The 18,160-nt window shown below is 32.2% G+C and carries 16 protein-coding genes; 4 read left to right on the top strand and 12 right to left on the bottom strand.

Going from position 1 to position 18,160, the window contains the following annotated elements; all coding sequences use genetic code 11:
- The 8 genes from rfbA to BMZ09_RS02285 all read right to left on the bottom strand — a co-directional run bounded on the left by rfbA (position 1) and on the right by BMZ09_RS02285 (position 9,745).
- A complete protein-coding gene (gene rfbA / locus BMZ09_RS02320) occupies positions 1-864 on the bottom strand; it encodes a glucose-1-phosphate thymidylyltransferase RfbA (RefSeq protein ID WP_090837142.1) in 864 nt (287 codons plus the stop codon).
- A gap of 106 nt (positions 865-970) precedes the next feature.
- The gene (gene rfbB, locus BMZ09_RS02315; RefSeq protein WP_090837141.1) at positions 971-2,023 is read right to left on the bottom strand and encodes a dTDP-glucose 4,6-dehydratase; all 1,053 of its coding nucleotides are present in this window, start codon (positions 2,021-2,023) and stop codon (positions 971-973) included.
- Positions 2,024-2,213: 190 nt separating this feature from the next.
- Entirely contained in the window at positions 2,214-3,467 is a 1,254-nt protein-coding gene (locus BMZ09_RS02310) for a nucleotide sugar dehydrogenase (protein WP_090837140.1), read from the bottom strand.
- Positions 3,467-4,474, bottom strand: coding sequence for an SDR family oxidoreductase (locus BMZ09_RS02305; RefSeq protein ID WP_090837138.1), 1,008 nt, complete (start codon positions 4,472-4,474; stop codon positions 3,467-3,469). Before BMZ09_RS02305 ends, BMZ09_RS02310 begins: the two co-directional genes overlap by 1 nt.
- Before the next feature lie 90 nt (positions 4,475-4,564).
- Positions 4,565-5,638: a hypothetical protein gene (locus tag BMZ09_RS02300; RefSeq protein ID WP_090837136.1), complete on the bottom strand. Its 1,074-nt coding sequence runs from the start codon at positions 5,636-5,638 to the stop codon at positions 4,565-4,567.
- 12 nt (positions 5,639-5,650) lie between these two features.
- Positions 5,651-7,336, bottom strand: coding sequence for a DUF6909 family protein (locus BMZ09_RS02295; protein WP_090837135.1), 1,686 nt, complete (start codon positions 7,334-7,336; stop codon positions 5,651-5,653).
- A 37-nt stretch (positions 7,337-7,373) separates the two neighbouring features.
- The gene (locus BMZ09_RS02290) at positions 7,374-8,876 is read right to left on the bottom strand and encodes a GH3 auxin-responsive promoter family protein (protein ID WP_090837133.1); all 1,503 of its coding nucleotides are present in this window, start codon (positions 8,874-8,876) and stop codon (positions 7,374-7,376) included.
- Positions 8,876-9,745: a M23 family metallopeptidase gene (locus tag BMZ09_RS02285; RefSeq protein WP_090837132.1), complete on the bottom strand. Its 870-nt coding sequence runs from the start codon at positions 9,743-9,745 to the stop codon at positions 8,876-8,878. The genes BMZ09_RS02290 and BMZ09_RS02285 overlap by 1 nt, the downstream gene beginning before the upstream one ends.
- A 116-nt stretch (positions 9,746-9,861) precedes the next feature.
- Here BMZ09_RS02285 and BMZ09_RS02280 point away from each other — a divergent pair, with 116 nt between their 5' ends.
- Entirely contained in the window at positions 9,862-10,044 is a 183-nt protein-coding gene (locus BMZ09_RS02280; protein ID WP_090837130.1) for a Sec-independent protein translocase subunit TatA/TatB, read from the top strand.
- A gap of 67 nt (positions 10,045-10,111) precedes the next feature.
- On the opposite strand, the gene BMZ09_RS02275 is transcribed toward BMZ09_RS02280, so the two are convergent.
- The 4 genes from BMZ09_RS02275 to BMZ09_RS02260 are packed head-to-tail and all read right to left on the bottom strand — an operon-like array spanning position 10,112 to position 15,518.
- Positions 10,112-11,092, bottom strand: a complete 981-nt coding sequence (locus BMZ09_RS02275; protein WP_090837128.1) for a DUF4837 family protein — start codon at positions 11,090-11,092, stop codon at positions 10,112-10,114.
- Positions 11,093-11,115: 23 nt separating this feature from the next.
- The gene (locus BMZ09_RS02270) at positions 11,116-12,702 is read right to left on the bottom strand and encodes a LysM peptidoglycan-binding domain-containing protein (RefSeq protein ID WP_090837126.1); all 1,587 of its coding nucleotides are present in this window, start codon (positions 12,700-12,702) and stop codon (positions 11,116-11,118) included.
- 38 nt (positions 12,703-12,740) lie between these two features.
- On the bottom strand, positions 12,741-13,928 hold the full coding sequence (locus tag BMZ09_RS02265) for a phosphoglycerate kinase (RefSeq protein WP_090837124.1): 1,188 nt from the start codon (positions 13,926-13,928) through the stop codon (positions 12,741-12,743).
- 15 nt (positions 13,929-13,943) lie between these two features.
- Positions 13,944-15,518 (bottom strand): SPOR domain-containing protein, encoded by a 1,575-nt coding sequence (locus BMZ09_RS02260; RefSeq protein ID WP_143067776.1) that lies wholly within the window; start codon positions 15,516-15,518, stop codon positions 13,944-13,946.
- A 126-nt stretch (positions 15,519-15,644) separates the two neighbouring features.
- On the opposite strand from BMZ09_RS02260, the gene BMZ09_RS02255 reads away from it, so the two are divergent.
- From BMZ09_RS02255 to BMZ09_RS02245, 3 genes are read left to right on the top strand one after another with little or no spacing between them, the layout of a single operon-like run.
- Positions 15,645-16,799 carry a DNA polymerase III subunit gene (locus BMZ09_RS02255; protein WP_090837122.1) on the top strand — a complete coding sequence of 385 codons (1,155 nt, stop codon included), beginning with the start codon at positions 15,645-15,647 and terminating at the stop codon, positions 16,797-16,799.
- Position 16,800: 1 nt separating this feature from the next.
- On the top strand, positions 16,801-17,718 hold the full coding sequence (locus tag BMZ09_RS02250; RefSeq protein WP_090837120.1) for a diacylglycerol/lipid kinase family protein: 918 nt from the start codon (positions 16,801-16,803) through the stop codon (positions 17,716-17,718).
- A 45-nt stretch (positions 17,719-17,763) separates the two neighbouring features.
- Entirely contained in the window at positions 17,764-18,159 is a 396-nt protein-coding gene (locus BMZ09_RS02245; protein ID WP_090837118.1) for a DoxX family protein, read from the top strand.
- Position 18,160 lies beyond the last annotated feature (1 nt).

Below are 18,160 nucleotides of genomic sequence, written 5' to 3'. Positions count from 1 at the left end.
TTATTTTTCTAAAATGCTTAACAAATGTTTACCATAACCACTTTTGATTAAGGGTTGAATTAATATATTAAATTCGGACTTATTTATATAACCCATACTATAAGCGACCTCTTCAATAGCTCCAATTTTAAGACCTTGTCTTTCTTCAATTACTTGAACAAACTGGGATGCTTGCATAAGCGAATTAAAGGTCCCCGTGTCTAACCAAGCCGTTCCTTTATCTAATACGCTAACTTTTAGTTTTCCCTGCTTTAAGTACTCTTTATTTACATCTGTAATTTCTAATTCTCCTCTGTGACTAGGTGTAATGTTTTTTGCGATTTCTACTACAGAATTATCATAAAAATAAATCCCTGGAACCGCGTAGTTTGACTTTGGCTTTTCGGGTTTTTCTTCAATAGAAATCACATTCCCTTCTTTATCAAATTCTGCAACACCATAACGCTCTGGATCATGCACATGATATGCATAAATAATACCTCCATCAGGATTGTTATTAGCTTGTAATAATTCTGCTAACCCAGATCCGTAAAATATATTATCTCCTAAAATAAGAGCTACTTTATCGTCACCAATAAAATCTGCACCAATAACAAAAGCTTCTGCTAAACCATTAGGTGCTTCTTGAACTGCGTATTCAAAATTACATCCAAACTTTTTTCCATCTCCTAAAAGTTGTTCAAATAAAGGTAAATCATGTGGTGTAGATATAATAAGAATATCTTTAATTCCGGACCACATTAATGTAGATAATGGATAGTATATCATTGGCTTGTCGTAAATAGGCATTAATTGCTTACTTACTGCAAGTGTTAAAGGGTGAAGTCTTGTACCAGAACCTCCTGCTAGTATTATTCCTTTCATGTGTCGAACTTATTTATTTTTTATTTGTCACTTGTAGCTTCCATAATAGTCATTCTCTTATGTATTGAACTCTTGTTATGGACGTTTCATGTTTCTGTTTTTAGTATTAGCTGTATTGTTTTTGGTAATACGTTTGGTAAGAACCACTTGTAACACTGTTTAACCAGTCTTCATTGTTTAGATACCAATCTATAGTGATTTTTAAACCTTCTTCGAAGGTTACAGATGGTTTCCATCCTAGTTCTTTGTTTATTTTAGAGGCATCAATAGCGTATCTTAAATCATGTCCTGGGCGATCTTTAACATATGTTATTAGTTTTTCTGAAGACCCTTTTTCTCTACCTAATGCAACATCCATTTGTTGACATAGTAATTTAACTAAATCTATATTTTTCCACTCGTTAAAACCACCAATGTTATATGTATCTCCCTGTTTTCCTTTATGAAAAACTAAATCAATAGCAATTGCGTGATCTACAACGTACAACCAATCTCTTGTATAGTTACCATCTCCATATACTGGTAATGGTTTGTGGTTTATAATATTATTAATGAATAAAGGAATTAGTTTTTCTGGGAACTGGTTTTGACCATAATTGTTAGAACAATTTGTTATAACATAAGGCATTCCATAAGTTTCACCATAAGCTCTTACAAAGTGATCTGAACTTGCTTTTGATGCAGAATATGGCGAATTAGGATCATATGATGTCGTTTCTTCAAACAAACCAGTTTCCCCTAAAGAACCATACACCTCATCTGTGCTTACGTGATAAAACAATTTATCTGTAAAGTTGTCTTTCCAAAGTGCTTTAAAGGCATTTAACAAAATCATTGTACCAATAACATTTGTCTTAACAAATGCCAAAGGGTCTTTTATAGACCTGTCTACATGAGATTCTGCTGCTAAATGTATTACACTGTCAAATTTATACTTGTCAAAAAGTGCGTTAATAAAAGGTTCGTCAGTTATGTCACCTTTAACAAATGTGTAATTTGGCGCATTTTCAATATCTGTAAGGTTTTCCAAGTTACCAGCGTACGTTAAAGCATCTAAGTTGATTATTTTATAATTAGAGTATTTTTCGACAAATAATCTAACTACATGGGATCCTATAAATCCTGCTCCACCTGTTATTAAAACGTTACGATTAGTCATATTTTTTGTATTCTTTTAAGTTTTAGTTTATATGTTATATGTGAGAACTTTAAATAAAGTATCAAAAGTAATCTTTTTACAAAGCCAATTAAATTTTAACATTCTAAATATAATAGTTTTACCGATTAAAATGATTATTCATCGATATATTGTAAGGGTAATGTTGATTTGAACAATAAAATCTCAATAACTAAAGTCTTGCTGAAACAATATTATCTGGTAAAAAATTCTTCAAATCAAATACTATGGTATCATCATTTAGTATTTTGTTCCAATCTAAGTCTTTAAATTTATCATGTTTAACTGCTAACACAATAGCTTTATAATTTTGTGATATTTCCGAAATTAAATCTATGTTATATTCTTTCTTTACTTCATCTTTATTTGCAAAAGAATCATAAACATCAACCTTTAATCCAAATTCACTTAGTTCATTAAAGACATTTATTACACCAGTGTTTCTAATGTCTGGGCAATTTTCCTTAAATGTAATTCCCATTATTAGAACTTTAGCTCCTTTTATTTCATTTCCCTTTAATGCTAATAGTTTAATTAATTTATTAGCCACAAAAATCCCCATATTAGAGTTTATCCTACGTCCTGATAGTATCACCTGGGGATAATACCCAACTGACTCAGCTTTATGAGTTAAATAATAAGGGTCTACACCAATACAGTGACCACCAACTAAACCTGGTGTAAATGGTAAAAAATTCCACTTTGTTCCTGCTGCTGCTAAAACCTGCGCAGTATCAATATCAAGCCTATCAAAAATAAGCGCTAACTCATTAATAAATGCAATATTCAAATCACGTTGTGTATTTTCAATTACTTTAGCCGCTTCAGCAACTTTAATAGAGCTTGTTTTATGAGTTCCTGCAGTTATTATTGTCCTATATAGATTATCTACTTTTGTAGCTACTGCAGGTGTACTTCCGGAAGTAACTTTAATTATTTTACTTATTGTATGCACTTTATCTCCCGGATTAATCCGCTCTGGTGAATAACCACAATAAAAATCTTCATTAAATTTAAGCCCACTATATTTAGCTAAAATAGGCACGCACACTTCCTCGGTACAACCAGGAAAGACAGTAGATTCATAGATTACTATATCCTCCTTTTTTAATACTTTTCCAATCGTTTTACTTGCTTCTATTATAGGGTGTAAATTAGGAGTCTTATGTTTAGTAATTGGGGTAGGAACAGTAACAATGTATATATTGGCATCTTTAAGATCGTTTATATCAGAGGTAAAAAACAATGATTTAGAAGTGCTTAAAACACCTGAAGAAACTTCTAATGTACGATCTATGTTATTTCTAAGCTCTGATATTCGTGAAGTATTTATATCAAATCCAATAACATTAAATTTTTTAGAAAACTCTACAGCTAAAGGCAAACCAACATAACCTAGGCCAACTATTACTATTTTATCATTCATTATTTTTCTTGATTATAAAACCATGATGTAGTTTTAGTAAGACCCTCTTCAAAATTATATTTTGGAAAATAATTTAATTCATTTGCTGCTTTTGAAATATCGGCAAGTGAATGCTTTACATCCCCAAGCCTTGTTTCTCCATAAATTATTTTACTATTAGTAGCATGTTTCAAATCCTTAAGCGCACTAATTATTCCCGCAGTAAGCTGATTTAGGCTAACTTGGGCACCACAACCAATATTATAAACTTGATTTACAACTTCTTTTTTAGTAGATAGCATTGCTTTTAAATTAGCTTGTATTACATTTTCGATAAAAGTAAAATCCCGAGAATGCTCCCCATCTCCATTGATAATAACTGATTGATCGTATAGTAATTGAGTAATAAATTTAGGTATTACCGCCGCATAGGCACCGTTAGGGTCTTGCCTAGGTCCAAAAACGTTAAAATATCTTAGACCTATAGTTTCCAAGCCATATACTTTATAAAATACATCTGCATAAAGTTCGTTTACATATTTTGTAACAGCATATGGTGATAACAATTTTCCGATATTATCTTCTTTTTTTGGTAAAATAAGGCTATCTCCATAAGTACTTGAAGATGCTGCATACACAACTCTTTTAACACTATTTGAATCTTTTGAGGCCACTAAAACATTTAAAAAACCGCCAATATTTGTACTATTACTTGCAATAGGATTGTCAATAGACCTAGGAACAGAACCTAAAGCTGCTTGATGAAAAACATAATCAATACCATTCATTGATTGCTTACAGGTCTCTAAATCTCTAATATCTCCTTTAATAAACCTATAATTATCATACCCTTTAAACTTTTTTAGATTTTCTAATTTACCTGTTTCCAAATTGTCTAAAACAACTACTTCTTTAGCATTATAATTAAGTAAATACTCTACCAAATTTGAACCTATAAATCCAGCTCCACCAGTGACTAAAAAAGAAAAATTAGATAAATTATGATCATGATATTTTTCTGTGTACATAAATTATTTCTCTTACAGTTTAACAGTTAATATCAACTAAAAATTATACTATTAATTTTTTTATTTAAAAACATCTTTAGCGTTTTTAAATTACGATTGAGACTTCAAAAATCTACTCAAATTAATAAACATAATAACTAGAAAAATCAAAATAAACGCAATAATTGGAAATGTAAATTTAAAATAATCTGTCCATTGCGATACATCATAACCAGATGGTGGAAAATCAGAAACTACATCAATAATATTTCGATTTAAATCTAAATTATTTTCTAAGTTTGTCTTTTGTTGAGTTAAATTAAATAATAAAGTCGTTAAGTTTGATTCATCAACTAACAATTCATTAGGTTGTGAATTACCCATATAAAAATTAGTACCACTGCCACCATTATCGGACACGGATTTATCAGACTCCTTAATTCTAATGGCTAAATAACTATTTTTTAAAGAATCTAACTTCTGTATTTGACCAGTAATGTCTTTTATTTTGGCGTTAATATTTACAGAATTTATTTGCTTTAAAGAATCCAAATAAGGATTCTTTCTTAAAAAAGAAACAAAATTATTTTTTAAACTCTTATAAACATTTTTATCAGTTGCTAGAACACCTATTTTATGTGATTTAAAACTATAACTATTAAGTCCTTCAAGGTAATCTTTAAAAGTCGATTCTACTCGAGAAACAGAATCTAAACCCGATCTATATGCAACATACATTTCCATTTGTGTATTTTGATCAATATCTGGTTCAATATAGAAATTTTTGATTTTACTAGCTTCCTCTTCACTTATTTTTAATTGCCTTGCTATCTCTTTGCTATCATGATCAATTGCGGCTAACTGATTTAGGTTTCGCATGTTTTCATAAACCTGACGTGTAGAATTAAAATTAGTGTTTATAAACATATTAGCCCCATAATTTTTCTCCTTTAAACTATCCAAACCATAACCAATAGCAAAACTCACAATAATTCCTATAGCATACCATTTAGCAGACTTAAACAAATGCAATAAAAGTGCAATTATAAGTTTATAAATAGTTTTAAATATTCTCTCAAAAAAAGAATACACTTTACCAAAAGCATTCCCTATTAGGTTAAAAAAGACTAATAAATCTACTTCTTCGGATTTATTGTCATTATTTTTAGGTAATTCTTGACTCATGATTTAAATTAATTATTGGTTAAATATTTGTTGTAAAATTTTTCTTGTAATAAGGTATGTTGGTTTTACACCAGAAGTACCTAAACCTCCAGAAGCTAGCGTTCCTCCTGTTTCTAATGGGTTATCACTTGCGTAATAAGCATATCTAACTTTTACGTCAGGATTTATACTGCCTCTAACTTTAGACGCTGCCTGTATTGCTTTTTGATAATGTGCTCCTTCCATTTCTAACCCTATCACATTCCATGTAGAATTATAAAAGAATTTTAAAATATCTTTATTTTGTAAAGAGGTTCCTAGCACCGTAATCATGGCGCCTTCAAAAACAGAAACACCTTGACCTTCTAAATCAACCTTACTTAATTCGTTTTTAAAAGGGTAATTATCTGCAGTACCTTCAAAAATATGTGCTGAAGGTATCATAATATCACCTTTACCTCCTTCTAAGATACCTGCTTTACCCATAATAGAGACAGATTCTATATTTAGATGTGTCTTGCTGCCATCTTCACTAAAAGGCTTTAAAAACTCGTCTATAGTCTCATATGCTTGCTCTCCAAAAGCGTAATCCATAACAAAAAGCACTGGTGCTTCTTTATCTTTTTCTTGTTTTGGTAAATTTAAATCTGTTTTAGATAAATCTATTTTAGCTGTATCAAAAATCTGAACATCAATATTAGTCCCAGAAGTATCTTTTATAAAGATCATCCCTTGCTGTTCTGCTTTTTGAGTTACTTTTTTTCTTAATGCTTTATTATCACTTTGACTTAATGCTTCATAAACCTTAAAAATTTCGGTTTTAGATGTTTCTGCTTTTAATGCTATTGGTGCATAAAGCGTATTCATTACACTATGTAAATTGGCACTAATTATATGTATTGGTCTTTCTAAAAGGCCTTCTTTTTTTAAAGTCTCTTTTATTGTATTCGCCCACATTTCACCATGAATATGGTGCCCTAATCGTTCTCTTAAAACCGGGCTAAAAGTTACGGTACGCTTACTGTTTTCAACAACTTCTTCAATTGCTAATTTACCTAACCAATACACTATATGTAATAAACGTTCTGGCTTGCTTGGTAATGCAAATACGTCATATACTGTAGAGAGTTCTTTAAACGTACGACCTAAAATATTTGCTGTATGCGTAATAGCTATTTCACGTTCTTTTTGTGTTAGCTTTTTCTTATTTAAAACTGCTGCTTCTAATTTTTGCCAATCTCTAGTTGTAGCACCGTTTTCATCAATAATAACACGTTTACTAATCTTATGAGATTCAACAAACAAAAATGTAAGGTGTGTTAAAATATCATAAATTTCAGAACGTCCTCTAGTGATTTCAATATTCATTTGCTCGTCATCAATACGATAACAATTTCTTCTACGCTTAGGCGGAATTATAGCTTCAAAATGAGAATCTTTATAACCTTCATCACTTGTAAGGTTAATAAAACGACACTCTTCAATACCGTGAGGCAGTCTATCTATAACATAAAGTAAGCCTTCTAATTCTGCTTTCTCATCTGCTACAGATCCATAAATTTCTGGTCTTAATACTAATAATGCTTCACGCAGTGTCTCTCCTGACACACCCATAGGCTTATAAAAACCTCTATTAAATAAGTGACGCATAGTTATATACATGCGCTCTATTGCATTTGAGCTTTCTTGCGCTCTCGTTCTTTCATGTTGTTTAATCATACTACTTATATAATGTATTTAACGTTCAAAGATACTATTATTTAGTAACAATGAATGATTTTAATGCGTCAGCAATTTTACGATCATTTGCTAATCGCGGTATTTTATTTTGACCTCCTAACTTACCTATTGATTTCATGTAATTTTGAAATCCATTTTTTTCAACCTTTGTAATTTTCAAGGGTTGTAAAACTTTTCCTGCTAACAAATCTAAATAATAACTGTTCTGCTCTTGCAAAGACTTGTCTATTTTTTTCGCTAAAGCGGAAATATCTTTAGGATCATTCTCAAACTCTACAAACCATTCATGATACGGTAATCCTGATTCTGGACTTATTTGTGGTGCAACCGTAAACTCGTTAATTCTAACTTCAGACCCTTCAGTTGCGTCCTTCATAGCCTGTTCTACCTCTTTACCTATAACATGTTCTCCAAATGCCGAAATAAAATGTTTGATTCTTCCAGACACGATAACTCTGTATGGTTTTGTTTCTGTAAACATAACGGTGTCCCCTATGTTATAAGACCAAAGTCCTGCATTGGTAGATATTATCATAACATAATTAATACCAACCTCAACATCTTTTATAGTGATACGTTTAGGGTTTTCATCAAAAAACTCATCAGCTTTTACAAACTCGTAAAACATACCAGAATTTAATTGCAGTAGCATTCCTTTTTTGTCTTGCTTGTCCTGAAATGCAAAAAAACCTTCACTTGCAGGATACAATTCTATACTATCGACTTTCCGACCTATTAAGTTCTCAAATTTAGCACGGTAAGGCTCGTAATTAACACCGCCAAATATAAAAAGGTTGAAATTTTTAAAAATATCACCGACCTTTTTTCCTGTCTTAAGTTGCAGTTTTTCAAAATACATTTGCACCCACGATGGTATTCCAGAAATTATAGACATATCCTCGTTTACGGTTTCTTCTACAATAGCATCCACCTTAGTTTCCCAATCTTCAATACAATTGGTTTCCCAAGAAGGCATTCTATTTTTTTGAAGGTATTTTGGAACAAAATGTGCTACAATACCAGACAAACGACCTAGTTGTACTCCGTTTTGCTCTTTTAAAACAGGACTACCTTGTAAAAATATCATTTTACCATCTACAAACTTTGCATTTCCTGTTTCATGAATGTAAAGCAATATTGCATTTTTTGCAGCATTTACATGGTTTGGCATACTTTGCTTTGTAATGGGGATATACTTAGCGCCAGACGTCGTCCCTGAGGTTTTTGCAAAATACAGCGGTTTCCCTGTCCAAAGGATATCTTTTTCTCCTGCCACAACACGGTCTACGTAAGGTTTTAAAGCTTCGTAATCTCTAATAGGCACTCGTTTTATAAAATCTTGATAATTATTGATACTTACAAAATCGTGATCTATACCAAAAGCAGTACCTGCTGCTTGGCTTATTAAATCTTTAAAAACTTTATCTTGTGTTTCTACGGGGTTATTTGCCCATTTTTGTATTTTCTTATAAACGCGTTTTGCAAACGGTTTAGCTAAAGCTGATTTTAGTGAAAGCATTATTTAAAATCTATAAAATTAGTTGGGTTTACTGAATAGCCATCGCTCCATAATTCAAAATGCAAATGTGGTCCAGTAGATAGCTCTCCCGAATTACCAGACGCAGCAATTACTTCTCCTGCTTTTACTAAATCACCTTGACTTTTGTTTAATGAAGCATTATGCTTATATACAGATATTAGTCCGTAGCTATGTTCTAATATAATTACATAACCTGTTTGCGTTGTCCACTCTGCAAAAATAACAGTACCATCCGCTGTTGCCTTTATAGGTGTGTCTTTTGCTAAAACAACATCTACTGCATAGTGTTTTGTTTTACTATTGTAATTTTCGCTAATCGTACCATTTGCTGGCGGAAACAAAACAAAACTAGCTCTGGATTTTGCGGTTTCAAACAAGTTATATTTATCTTCCTTATCTACTTTTTGTCGTAATAAAGAATCTTCTTTAATAGGGTTTAAATCCACTTGACTTGCTTCAAGTTTTGCTGCTTGAATTATCGAGTCTTTATTAAATTGAACTGTACTAACCTCACCTTGCAACACCTGCTTAATAGACGTAAAATACTTTTCGTTTAAGTCTATAACACGTTGCAAAGAGTCTGTTTTAAAACTTAACTTAACAGCTTTCTTTTTAAGTGAGGTTGAGGAGTAACCAGGGATATATTCTTTTAATGGCGTAAATGCTATTAAAATTGTTGTAAAAACAATTAAAAATATTGCAGACAGCGTGCCTAAAACAAACACATTTAGACGCGTTAAATTAAGTGATAGTCTTTCTTCAAAAGTATCGTCGTTTAATATTACCAAACGATACCTGTGTAGTAACTTCTTCTTAATTTTTTTAGATTTTTTTTCGGGTTTTACCATATTAAAAACAAAAGTAAATAAAAATTTGTGCTAACATCTTTAGGTTAAGCTAAAGTTAGTCTTTTAACGTTATTATTAAAGTTTAATTATTAACTTTGTGGTCTAAATTTTAAGTTATGATTTCAGCAAGTATATTTTTAGGTATGCCAGGACCAACTTCAATGATTATAATAGTAGTAGCAATATTACTTTTATTTGGCGGAAAGAAAATTCCAGAATTAATGCGTGGACTAGGTAGCGGAATTAAAGAGTTTAAAGACGCAAGCAAAGAAGAAGAAGAAAACGAAGAGAAAAAGTAAATTTTACTTTATCATATAAAAAAAACCAATGCATTGCATTGGTTTTTTTTATGCTCTTAAATTTTGTTTACTTGTTTATTTCTAAAGATTTTATAATAGATTCAAGCTCTAAAACAAAATCACGTTTACTTACTGATGGAGCAAAAGTAAACCCTTCAATAACCACATAACGGTTGTTAATTTTATCTTCAACCATATAGTTTAAAAATGGTCCTGCATTATAGCTGTCTTTAATTTCCCAAGTACTTCTAACTTCATAAGCGGGCTTATTGTCTATAATTGTATTGTATAAAAACGGTGTATACGCCTCCTCTGTCATCATATAAGATCCATCTGTTGGTCCTGGAACATATTTTTGACCCACACTGTCTCTAATTCTAATAACCTGCTCTATAATATCACCTTCTTTATCTATAGCAGTTAAAGGGATTTGATATATCATAAAGTTATTAGTACCAGTCGTTAAATTTTTTCTAATCCAGAAAAAATTACCATCTTCTCTTGCTACTCTATAAGCAGAAGGAAACTGAAGTTTTAAACCTAAAACCTTTTCAATATTATTATTAACGTGAGGCGAATTACTAGTTAGCTTTTGACGTGCCTCTATTTCTTGATTTTTAAACGTTTCTAAGATTTTGTCTTTGTTAGCGCTTAACAATTTTATAATTTGGTTATTGTCTTTTCCACTAACTACCACCAATTTTTGAGGTCTTGCAAAAGCATCAGATAGGACTTTAAACCCTTCGTCTTCCCCTTTTTCAATTTTTAAAACAATTCTGTTTTGAGTAGCGAATCCAGAAAACACTTGTGGTGGCATTTGATTTATATCAAACATAGGTTCTGCTTGAGGCAATCCGGGAACAACCGTTGTTAACACCTCTCTAACTTGATCACCAACTCTACCTTTCCAAAGATCATTATCTATAACAACGTTTACATTGTATAGGTTTCCTGAAGATTGTGGTACTAAACGTTGATTTTTAGAAGAACCTTCTTTACACGATAGTATTGTGCATACTAATAAAATTAAAATAGCGACTTTTTTCATTTCTATACTGTTTTAGAGATCAATTATCCTTTTGAAACTAATAGTTTCATTCCTGGTTTTAATTTATTACCACTAATATCATTCCAATCTTTAATATTTTGAACCGAAACTCCAGAAAACTTTTGTGAAATACTCCATAGACTATCTCCTTGTTGCACTGTATACGTTTTTGCGTTAGCTGGTATTACTCTTTTTTTAGCTGTAGCTGAAGCTTTAGCACGATTTACAGGCACCCCATTTCTAGGATAGATAGTTAATCGTTGTCCAATTTTTAGATTATTATTTCTTAAACCGTTCCATTGTTTAATTTGACTAACTCTAACTCCAAATTTTCGGGCAATTTTTCCTAAGTAATCCCCTTGTTGTACTCTGTATCTAGTTTTAGAATCAGAATCTTGAAATTGAGGTAGCGGTTTTTCACGCTTATCAAATTCTGCTTTAGCATGTGCATACAACTGCTCTTCGTTATTTACAAACGCTCCAATAATAGTCCTTGGTAAGCGTAATGTGTAGTTCTTACCTTCTATAAAAGGAATAACATCCAACTTATAAGCCGGATTTAAAAACTGAAGCGTTTCAATCTCCACACCTGTATATTCCGACACCTGATCTAAGGTTATCATTTGCTTGACATGGATGGTATCTGTTTCTATCAAATGAAACTCCGGTCTATGTTGCACAAATCCATGCTCCTTAGCATATTCAAAAATATACATTGTTGCCAAAAACGCGGGTACATAACCTGCTGTTTCACGTGGAAGATTTGGCCTAATATTCCAATAATTTTGATAGCCTCCAGAACGTCGTATTGCTTTACTAACATTACCTGGTCCTGAGTTATAAGCTGCCAAAGCTAAATCCCAATCACCAAATAATTTATACAATTTAGATAAGTATTTAGACGCCGCAATTGTTGCTTTAATTGGATCACTACGCTCATCCACATAACTACTTACATCTAAACCATACTCTTTTCCGGTTGCAAACATAAATTGCCATAATCCTGTTGCACCAACTCTAGAGCGGGCACGAGGTTTTAAAGCAGATTCTACTATCGCTAGATACTTCATCTCTAACGGAATATCGTAGTTATCCAACTCACGTTCAAACATTGGAAAGTAGTAATTACTTAATCCCATTAAACGTTCAAAAGAATGATGACGATTTTTTAAAAACGACTTAATAACACTTTCTAAACCTGGGTTATATTCTACATTAAAAGGTGTTCTAGCATTTAAGCGCTGTAATCTTGCTTTTAAAGTATCTGTTGTTAACTCAGGATAGTAAACTGCGTCATATTTTAATCCAGAAACGTCTCTATAAATAGTATCAAACAATGTATTACTATACAATTCTTCTAACCATTTTTTATCTATATCTGCAGCAAACTCATGGTCCTGAAGCACTTTAGGTAACTCTAAAACCTCAATAGATTTTATAGATTTTTTAAAATAGGCTTGACCGTCAATTATTGTATCAATAACGTAGTCTTCTCCTTCTTGTAATTGGTCCTGTCTTAATCTGCTTTGTTGGATTGTATCTTGGGCAAAACCAAAATTAATTCCCAAAAACAGTAAAAAGAAAGCACTATATATTTTTACTTGATGCATGTACTTTTATTTATTGCATAACGATTAAAAGTGCTCTATTATTTTAAAATAGCAGCAATACCAGGAAGTGTCTTCCCTTCTAAGCTTTCTAACATTGCACCACCTCCGGTACTAACGTAGCTTACTTTGTCTTCAAATCCAAATTGTTTTACTGCTGCGACAGAGTCACCACCACCAACAAGAGAAAAAGCTCCATTTTTAGTTGCTTCTGCTATGGCGTCTCCTAACGCTATTGTACCCTTTGCAAAACTTTCCATTTCAAAGACACCTAAAGGTCCATTCCAAAGTATTGTTTTGCACTGTAATACAACATCGTGAAACATTGCTATAGATTTTGGACCAGCATCTAAACCTTGCCATCCATCTGGTATTTTAGTTACATCAACAACTTGTGTTTCTGCATCGTTACTAAAGGCATTTGCTGCTAGTACATCCACTGGAAGGTGTATTTGTACGTTTTTAGCTTTTGCTTGCTTTAAAATCTCTAATGCTAATTCCATTTTATCATCTTCACAGATAGAGTCTCCAACGCTTCCGCCTTGTGCTTTTATAAATGTAAAGGTCATACCACCACCAATAATTAGGTGATCTACTTTGTCTAAAATGTTTTCTATAATTGTAATTTTAGAAGATACTTTTGCTCCTCCAAGTACCGCTAAAACAGGTTTTTCGCCAGTTTTCATTACTTTATCAATACTCTTAATTTCTTTTTCTAATAGGTAACCAAAACATTTCTTTTCTGGAAAAAACTGAGCAATTACCGTTGTTGAAGCGTGTGCTCTGTGAGCAGTACCAAACGCATCATTTACATAAATATCTCCTAGTTTTGCTAATTTTTCCGCGAAAGCGACATCACCCTTAGTTTCTTCTTCATGAAAACGCAGATTTTCTAAAATTAAGATTTTTCCTGGTTCTAGATTGGCTGCAGCACGCTCTGCTTCTTCACCAATACAATTTGATACAAACTGAGTTTCTACACCAATAATATCTTCTACTTTATTAGCAATATGTTTTAAAGAAAATTGGTCTTCTACTCCTTTTGGTCTTCCTAGATGAGACATTAAAATACAGCTTCCGCCGTCTTCTAATATTTTAATAATTGTTGGTTTTGCAGCTTGTATTCTAGTCGCATCAGTAACCTTAAAATCCGCATCTAAAGGGACGTTAAAATCTACACGAATTAATGCTTTCTTATTCTTAAAATTAAAGTCGTTTAGTGTTTTCATCTGTTTTGTATGTTTTTAGTCTAGGTTTGATTTTAAAACCCACGTATCTCTATATCTATAATTTGTTTTTAGCTCTTCTGCTAATTCAAAAGCTTCTTCTGCGGTATCACTTCTTAAAATATAAACGTAATTCCAGCTATTTTTTGGGTTAATAAAAGCAGTCGCTTTTAAACCATTTTTTATTAATTTATTGGTCCATTTCCCTGCTCTAATAGACTCTGCAAATACACCTGTTATTACATAATAACCGCCTTCTATACCTGCAATTGTTGTCGATTTTTTGTTTTTTAAATATCTAAATGCTTTAGATCCTAAACCTCTTTTACGATATTGATATGGCTTACGTTTTTCTTTGGTATTAAAACTTGGGTCTGACTCTGGTTGTGCTCTAACAATTTCTGGCGATACAGATGCTGTTTGACTAGCATCAGGGTTGTTTTCTTGAACAATATCATCAAAATAGTTTTGTGCTATTTCCGTTTGAAAGGCTGTAAAATATAGATAAAAACGGTCCGATTGGGTTTTAAAACGCAGTGTTGTCTCACTTGTATTGTTGTTTATTATGGCATTATTGTAGTTAGGAATGTCCAATTTAGCAATATCAAAACCAAGTGTGTTTTCGCTGTTTGGCAGCCTATCTCTGTTTTTCATACTATTATTAGTAATAGAACTATTGAAGAAGTTTTGCTGAAAACGCGCCCCATTACTCAACGATTGAAAACTACCATCACGTTGTTTTACAATTGCAAACTCATCACCCTCCAAAGCAGCATCCCCTTCTAAAGCAGATAATACCACTTTAGTTTTAACGTCTCCTTGCTCTACAGATTTAAAGTTTTTAAATGTAATATCAAAAGGCTCTTCTTTATTAACTAAAGCAAAACCATGGTATGTAGAAATATATTTAGGATTGTCCGTAGGTGATTGGTATATCACATACAACATCCAACCCCCTGCACTACCACCAGATAAATAACCTTCTGTTGCTTTAATGTTAGCCACAGCATAGTCTCCTGATTTATTTTCGGCAGACTTTAAAAGTCTTGTCACATTTGCATAACAAGCGTATGGCGAGTTAATAGCATGTGTCGGATTGGTTGCCCCGTCATAAATTATTTCTCCAGAAATATCTTGATACTCTTGGTTTGGTAACTTAAATTTAATTTGATTAATAATTGGCGAACGCGCTCCATTTCCTCTAAAAATGTAATTCCCTTTTTGTTCTTTACGCGTTCCTTTTTCGTAAGCATACGTTCCTGTCCAATATAGACCAGCGTAGGCTATTTTTTTAAAATCTTCAGGTAAAGATAAAGTGGCTTGACTAGAACTAAATGTTTCTGGGTCGTTATCAATATCTACATAACGCATTTTTGTGTCATCGTTATTGACCTGCATATCATTAAACGCGTCTTTATCATCTTCGCTTAAAATATTATTACCAATAACAGTAACATCTCCAAAAATGTAAAATTCGTTTTGAGATTTGAAAGTAACACCATCAATAGACGCAGAATCTATTGCTGTGGTTTCTTGTGCATTAACAAGCCCTAAACCCATTACACAAAATAATAAACCTGATAGCCTTTTCATTTTAAAAATTAAAAGTGTGAATATTCTTCAAATATATACAAATACAACCATACTATAAATATGTACTGATAAAATCAATCTTTAATAAAAATAGTTTTTAATTACCAAGAAAACTATATTTGCCCTATGCTTTTCAGTGATATTTTAGGATTAAATCATATTAAAAAACACTTAACTACAAGTGCTGACAATGGTCGCATACCTCATGCGCAACTATTTATTGGCCCTGAAGGTTCAGGAACACTGCCTATGGCTATTGCCTATGCGCAATATGTGTTGTGCAAAAATGCGGCGGGAGAAAACAGCGGAGAAAACGAAGCTTGCAATATTAAGTTTAAAAACTTTTCTCATCCAGACTTGCATTTTGCCTTTCCGGTAACAACAACTGATAAAGTAAAAAAACATCCTGTGTCTTCTTATTTCCTTACGGAATGGAGGCAGTTGTTAAAAGAACAACCTTACGGAAACTTATTTGATTGGTACAGACTTCTTGGTGTTGATAACAAACAAGGACAAATTGGTGTTGACGAAGCTTTAGATATTGTTAAAGCATTAAGCTTAAAATCTTACGAAGGTGGCTATAAAATTATGCTGATTTGGATGGCTGAAAAGATGAACACCCAAGCAGCCAACAAACTATTAAAGCTTATAGAAGAGCCGCCAAATAACACAGTATTTATTTTAATTGCTGAAGAAGAAGAACAAATTATTAATACCATAAGATCCCGTTGTCAGATTATACATTTTCCGCCGTTAGCAGAAAATGATATCAAAGCTGGGATCCAAAAACAATTTAGTCTTGATGATGCTACTGCTACTAAAATTGCACATCAATCTGACGGAAATTACAACAAAGCTTGTGATTTAGTCTATCACGACACAGAAGATGACCAATTTGAACAATGGTTTATTTTTTGGATACGTGCGGCCTTTAAAGCTAAAGGAAATAAAGCGGCTATACATGATTTAATTGGATGGAGTGAAGACATTGCTAAAACTGGTCGTGAAACACAAAAGCAGTTTTTAAACTTTTGTTTAGACTTTTTTAGACAAGCCATGTTATTAAATTATGGTGCTGAAGAGTTGGTTTATTTTGAAACCAAAAGCAAAGGTTTTGACATTTCTAAATTTGCTCCATTTATCCACAACAATAATATTATGGATATCTCTAACGAGCTAAATGATGCTATTTATCATATTGAACGTAACGGAAATTCTAAAATCATCCTTACAGATTTAAGTATAAAACTAACACGTTTGCTTCACGCTAAACAAGATTAAAATGTCTGAAAAAAAAACTTTTTTTGTCATAATAAATCCTGTTTCTGGAAATGGGAAAGGCAAAAAAGTCTGGAACAACGTTAAAGACAAACTCTCACAACATTTTAATATTACATCTCAGTTTACCAATCACAATAATCATGACATCCAAATTACACAAGATGCTTTAAATAAAGGGTTTCGTAATTTTATAATTATTGGTGGAGATGGCACATTAAACAAATTTATTAATGGCGTTTTTAGTCAAAAGACAATAAATCCAAATCAGATTAGCTTTGGTGTATTGGCTATAGGTACAGGAAATGATTGGATTAAAACGTACAAAATTCCTAAAAATAGACACCGTGCACTTCAGGCTATAATTAAAGGAAATACAAAGACTCAAGATGTTGGTTGTTTAACCTTTTTAGATCTAAATAATTCTAAAACCTACTTTTTAAATCTATGCGGTATTGGGTTTGATGGTTTGGTGGTTGACCTTGTTAAAAACGACAGGTCTTTTGGTAAATTAACCTATATTTTTGGCGCATTAAAAATACTATTTAATTTCACGTATTTTAATACTAAAGTCACGTTAGACTCAGAAACAAAAACGCATAAAAACTGTATGATGATACAGTTAGGAATTTGTAGATATACAGGATCAGGAATGCAGCTGACAAAACAACCTGATCCAAATGATGGTTTGTTGGACGTCTCTATTGCCACTAATTTTACTAAATGGCAAATTGCAAAAAATATAATAGGATTATTTACTGGTAGTATTTTAAAGCACGAAAACATTACAACGCTAAAAACTAAGCATATCACATTAGAATTTAATGCAAAAAAACCGCTTATTCAGGCGGACGGAGAGCCTATGGCAACCAGTAATATAAAAGCGTCTATACTACCACAAGCTATTACCTTTTATCTCTAAAAAACATGGTATTATTTAATACCTTTGAGCAAAAAAAACACAACAATGGACAACATCTTAAACAACATTACAGAGTTACTTTTACTTGCTTTTTTGGCAATTACATTTCTACAATCAGGATTAGACAAAGCCTTAGATTGGAAAGGTAATATTGCTTGGTTAAAAGGGCACTTTGAAAAAACGTTTATGGCTAATATGGTACCGCTAAATGTGGGGATTATATTTGCTTTAGAAACTATAGCTGGCCTATTTGCGCTTATAGGTATGGCAACCATTATTATAGATGGTAATACTGTGTTTGGCTTCTATTCGGCTATTTTAAGCGCGATAGTGCTTCTTTTACTATTATTTGGACAACGTGTTGCTAAAGACTACGATGGAGCAAGAACAATAGTAATATACTTTATTCCAACTATAATGGCATTATACCTACTAAAATAGA

Source organism: Olleya namhaensis, from assembly GCF_900114005.1.
Classification (GTDB): Bacteria; Bacteroidota; Bacteroidia; order Flavobacteriales; family Flavobacteriaceae; genus Olleya; species Olleya namhaensis.
Note: the sequence above shows the minus strand (reverse complement) of the source record. Positions and strands in the feature narration are given on the sequence as shown.

Coding starts and splice junctions, on each gene's coding strand:
- rfbA (WP_090837142.1), bottom strand. CDS start 864: ATGAAAGGAATAATACTAGCAGGAGGTTCTGGTACAAGACTTCACCCT.
- rfbB (WP_090837141.1), bottom strand. CDS start 2,023: ATGACTAATCGTAACGTTTTAATAACAGGTGGAGCAGGATTTATAGGA.
- BMZ09_RS02310 (WP_090837140.1), bottom strand. CDS start 3,467: ATGAATGATAAAATAGTAATAGTTGGCCTAGGTTATGTTGGTTTGCCT.
- BMZ09_RS02305 (WP_090837138.1), bottom strand. CDS start 4,474: ATGTACACAGAAAAATATCATGATCATAATTTATCTAATTTTTCTTTT.
- BMZ09_RS02300 (WP_090837136.1), bottom strand. CDS start 5,638: ATGAGTCAAGAATTACCTAAAAATAATGACAATAAATCCGAAGAAGTA.
- BMZ09_RS02295 (WP_090837135.1), bottom strand. CDS start 7,336: ATGATTAAACAACATGAAAGAACGAGAGCGCAAGAAAGCTCAAATGCA.
- BMZ09_RS02290 (WP_090837133.1), bottom strand. CDS start 8,876: ATGCTTTCACTAAAATCAGCTTTAGCTAAACCGTTTGCAAAACGCGTT.
- BMZ09_RS02285 (WP_090837132.1), bottom strand. CDS start 9,745: ATGGTAAAACCCGAAAAAAAATCTAAAAAAATTAAGAAGAAGTTACTA.
- BMZ09_RS02280 (WP_090837130.1), top strand. CDS start 9,862: ATGATTTCAGCAAGTATATTTTTAGGTATGCCAGGACCAACTTCAATG.
- BMZ09_RS02275 (WP_090837128.1), bottom strand. CDS start 11,092: ATGAAAAAAGTCGCTATTTTAATTTTATTAGTATGCACAATACTATCG.
- BMZ09_RS02270 (WP_090837126.1), bottom strand. CDS start 12,702: ATGCATCAAGTAAAAATATATAGTGCTTTCTTTTTACTGTTTTTGGGA.
- BMZ09_RS02265 (WP_090837124.1), bottom strand. CDS start 13,928: ATGAAAACACTAAACGACTTTAATTTTAAGAATAAGAAAGCATTAATT.
- BMZ09_RS02260 (WP_143067776.1), bottom strand. CDS start 15,518: ATGAAAAGGCTATCAGGTTTATTATTTTGTGTAATGGGTTTAGGGCTT.
- BMZ09_RS02255 (WP_090837122.1), top strand. CDS start 15,645: ATGCTTTTCAGTGATATTTTAGGATTAAATCATATTAAAAAACACTTA.
- BMZ09_RS02250 (WP_090837120.1), top strand. CDS start 16,801: ATGTCTGAAAAAAAAACTTTTTTTGTCATAATAAATCCTGTTTCTGGA.
- BMZ09_RS02245 (WP_090837118.1), top strand. CDS start 17,764: ATGGACAACATCTTAAACAACATTACAGAGTTACTTTTACTTGCTTTT.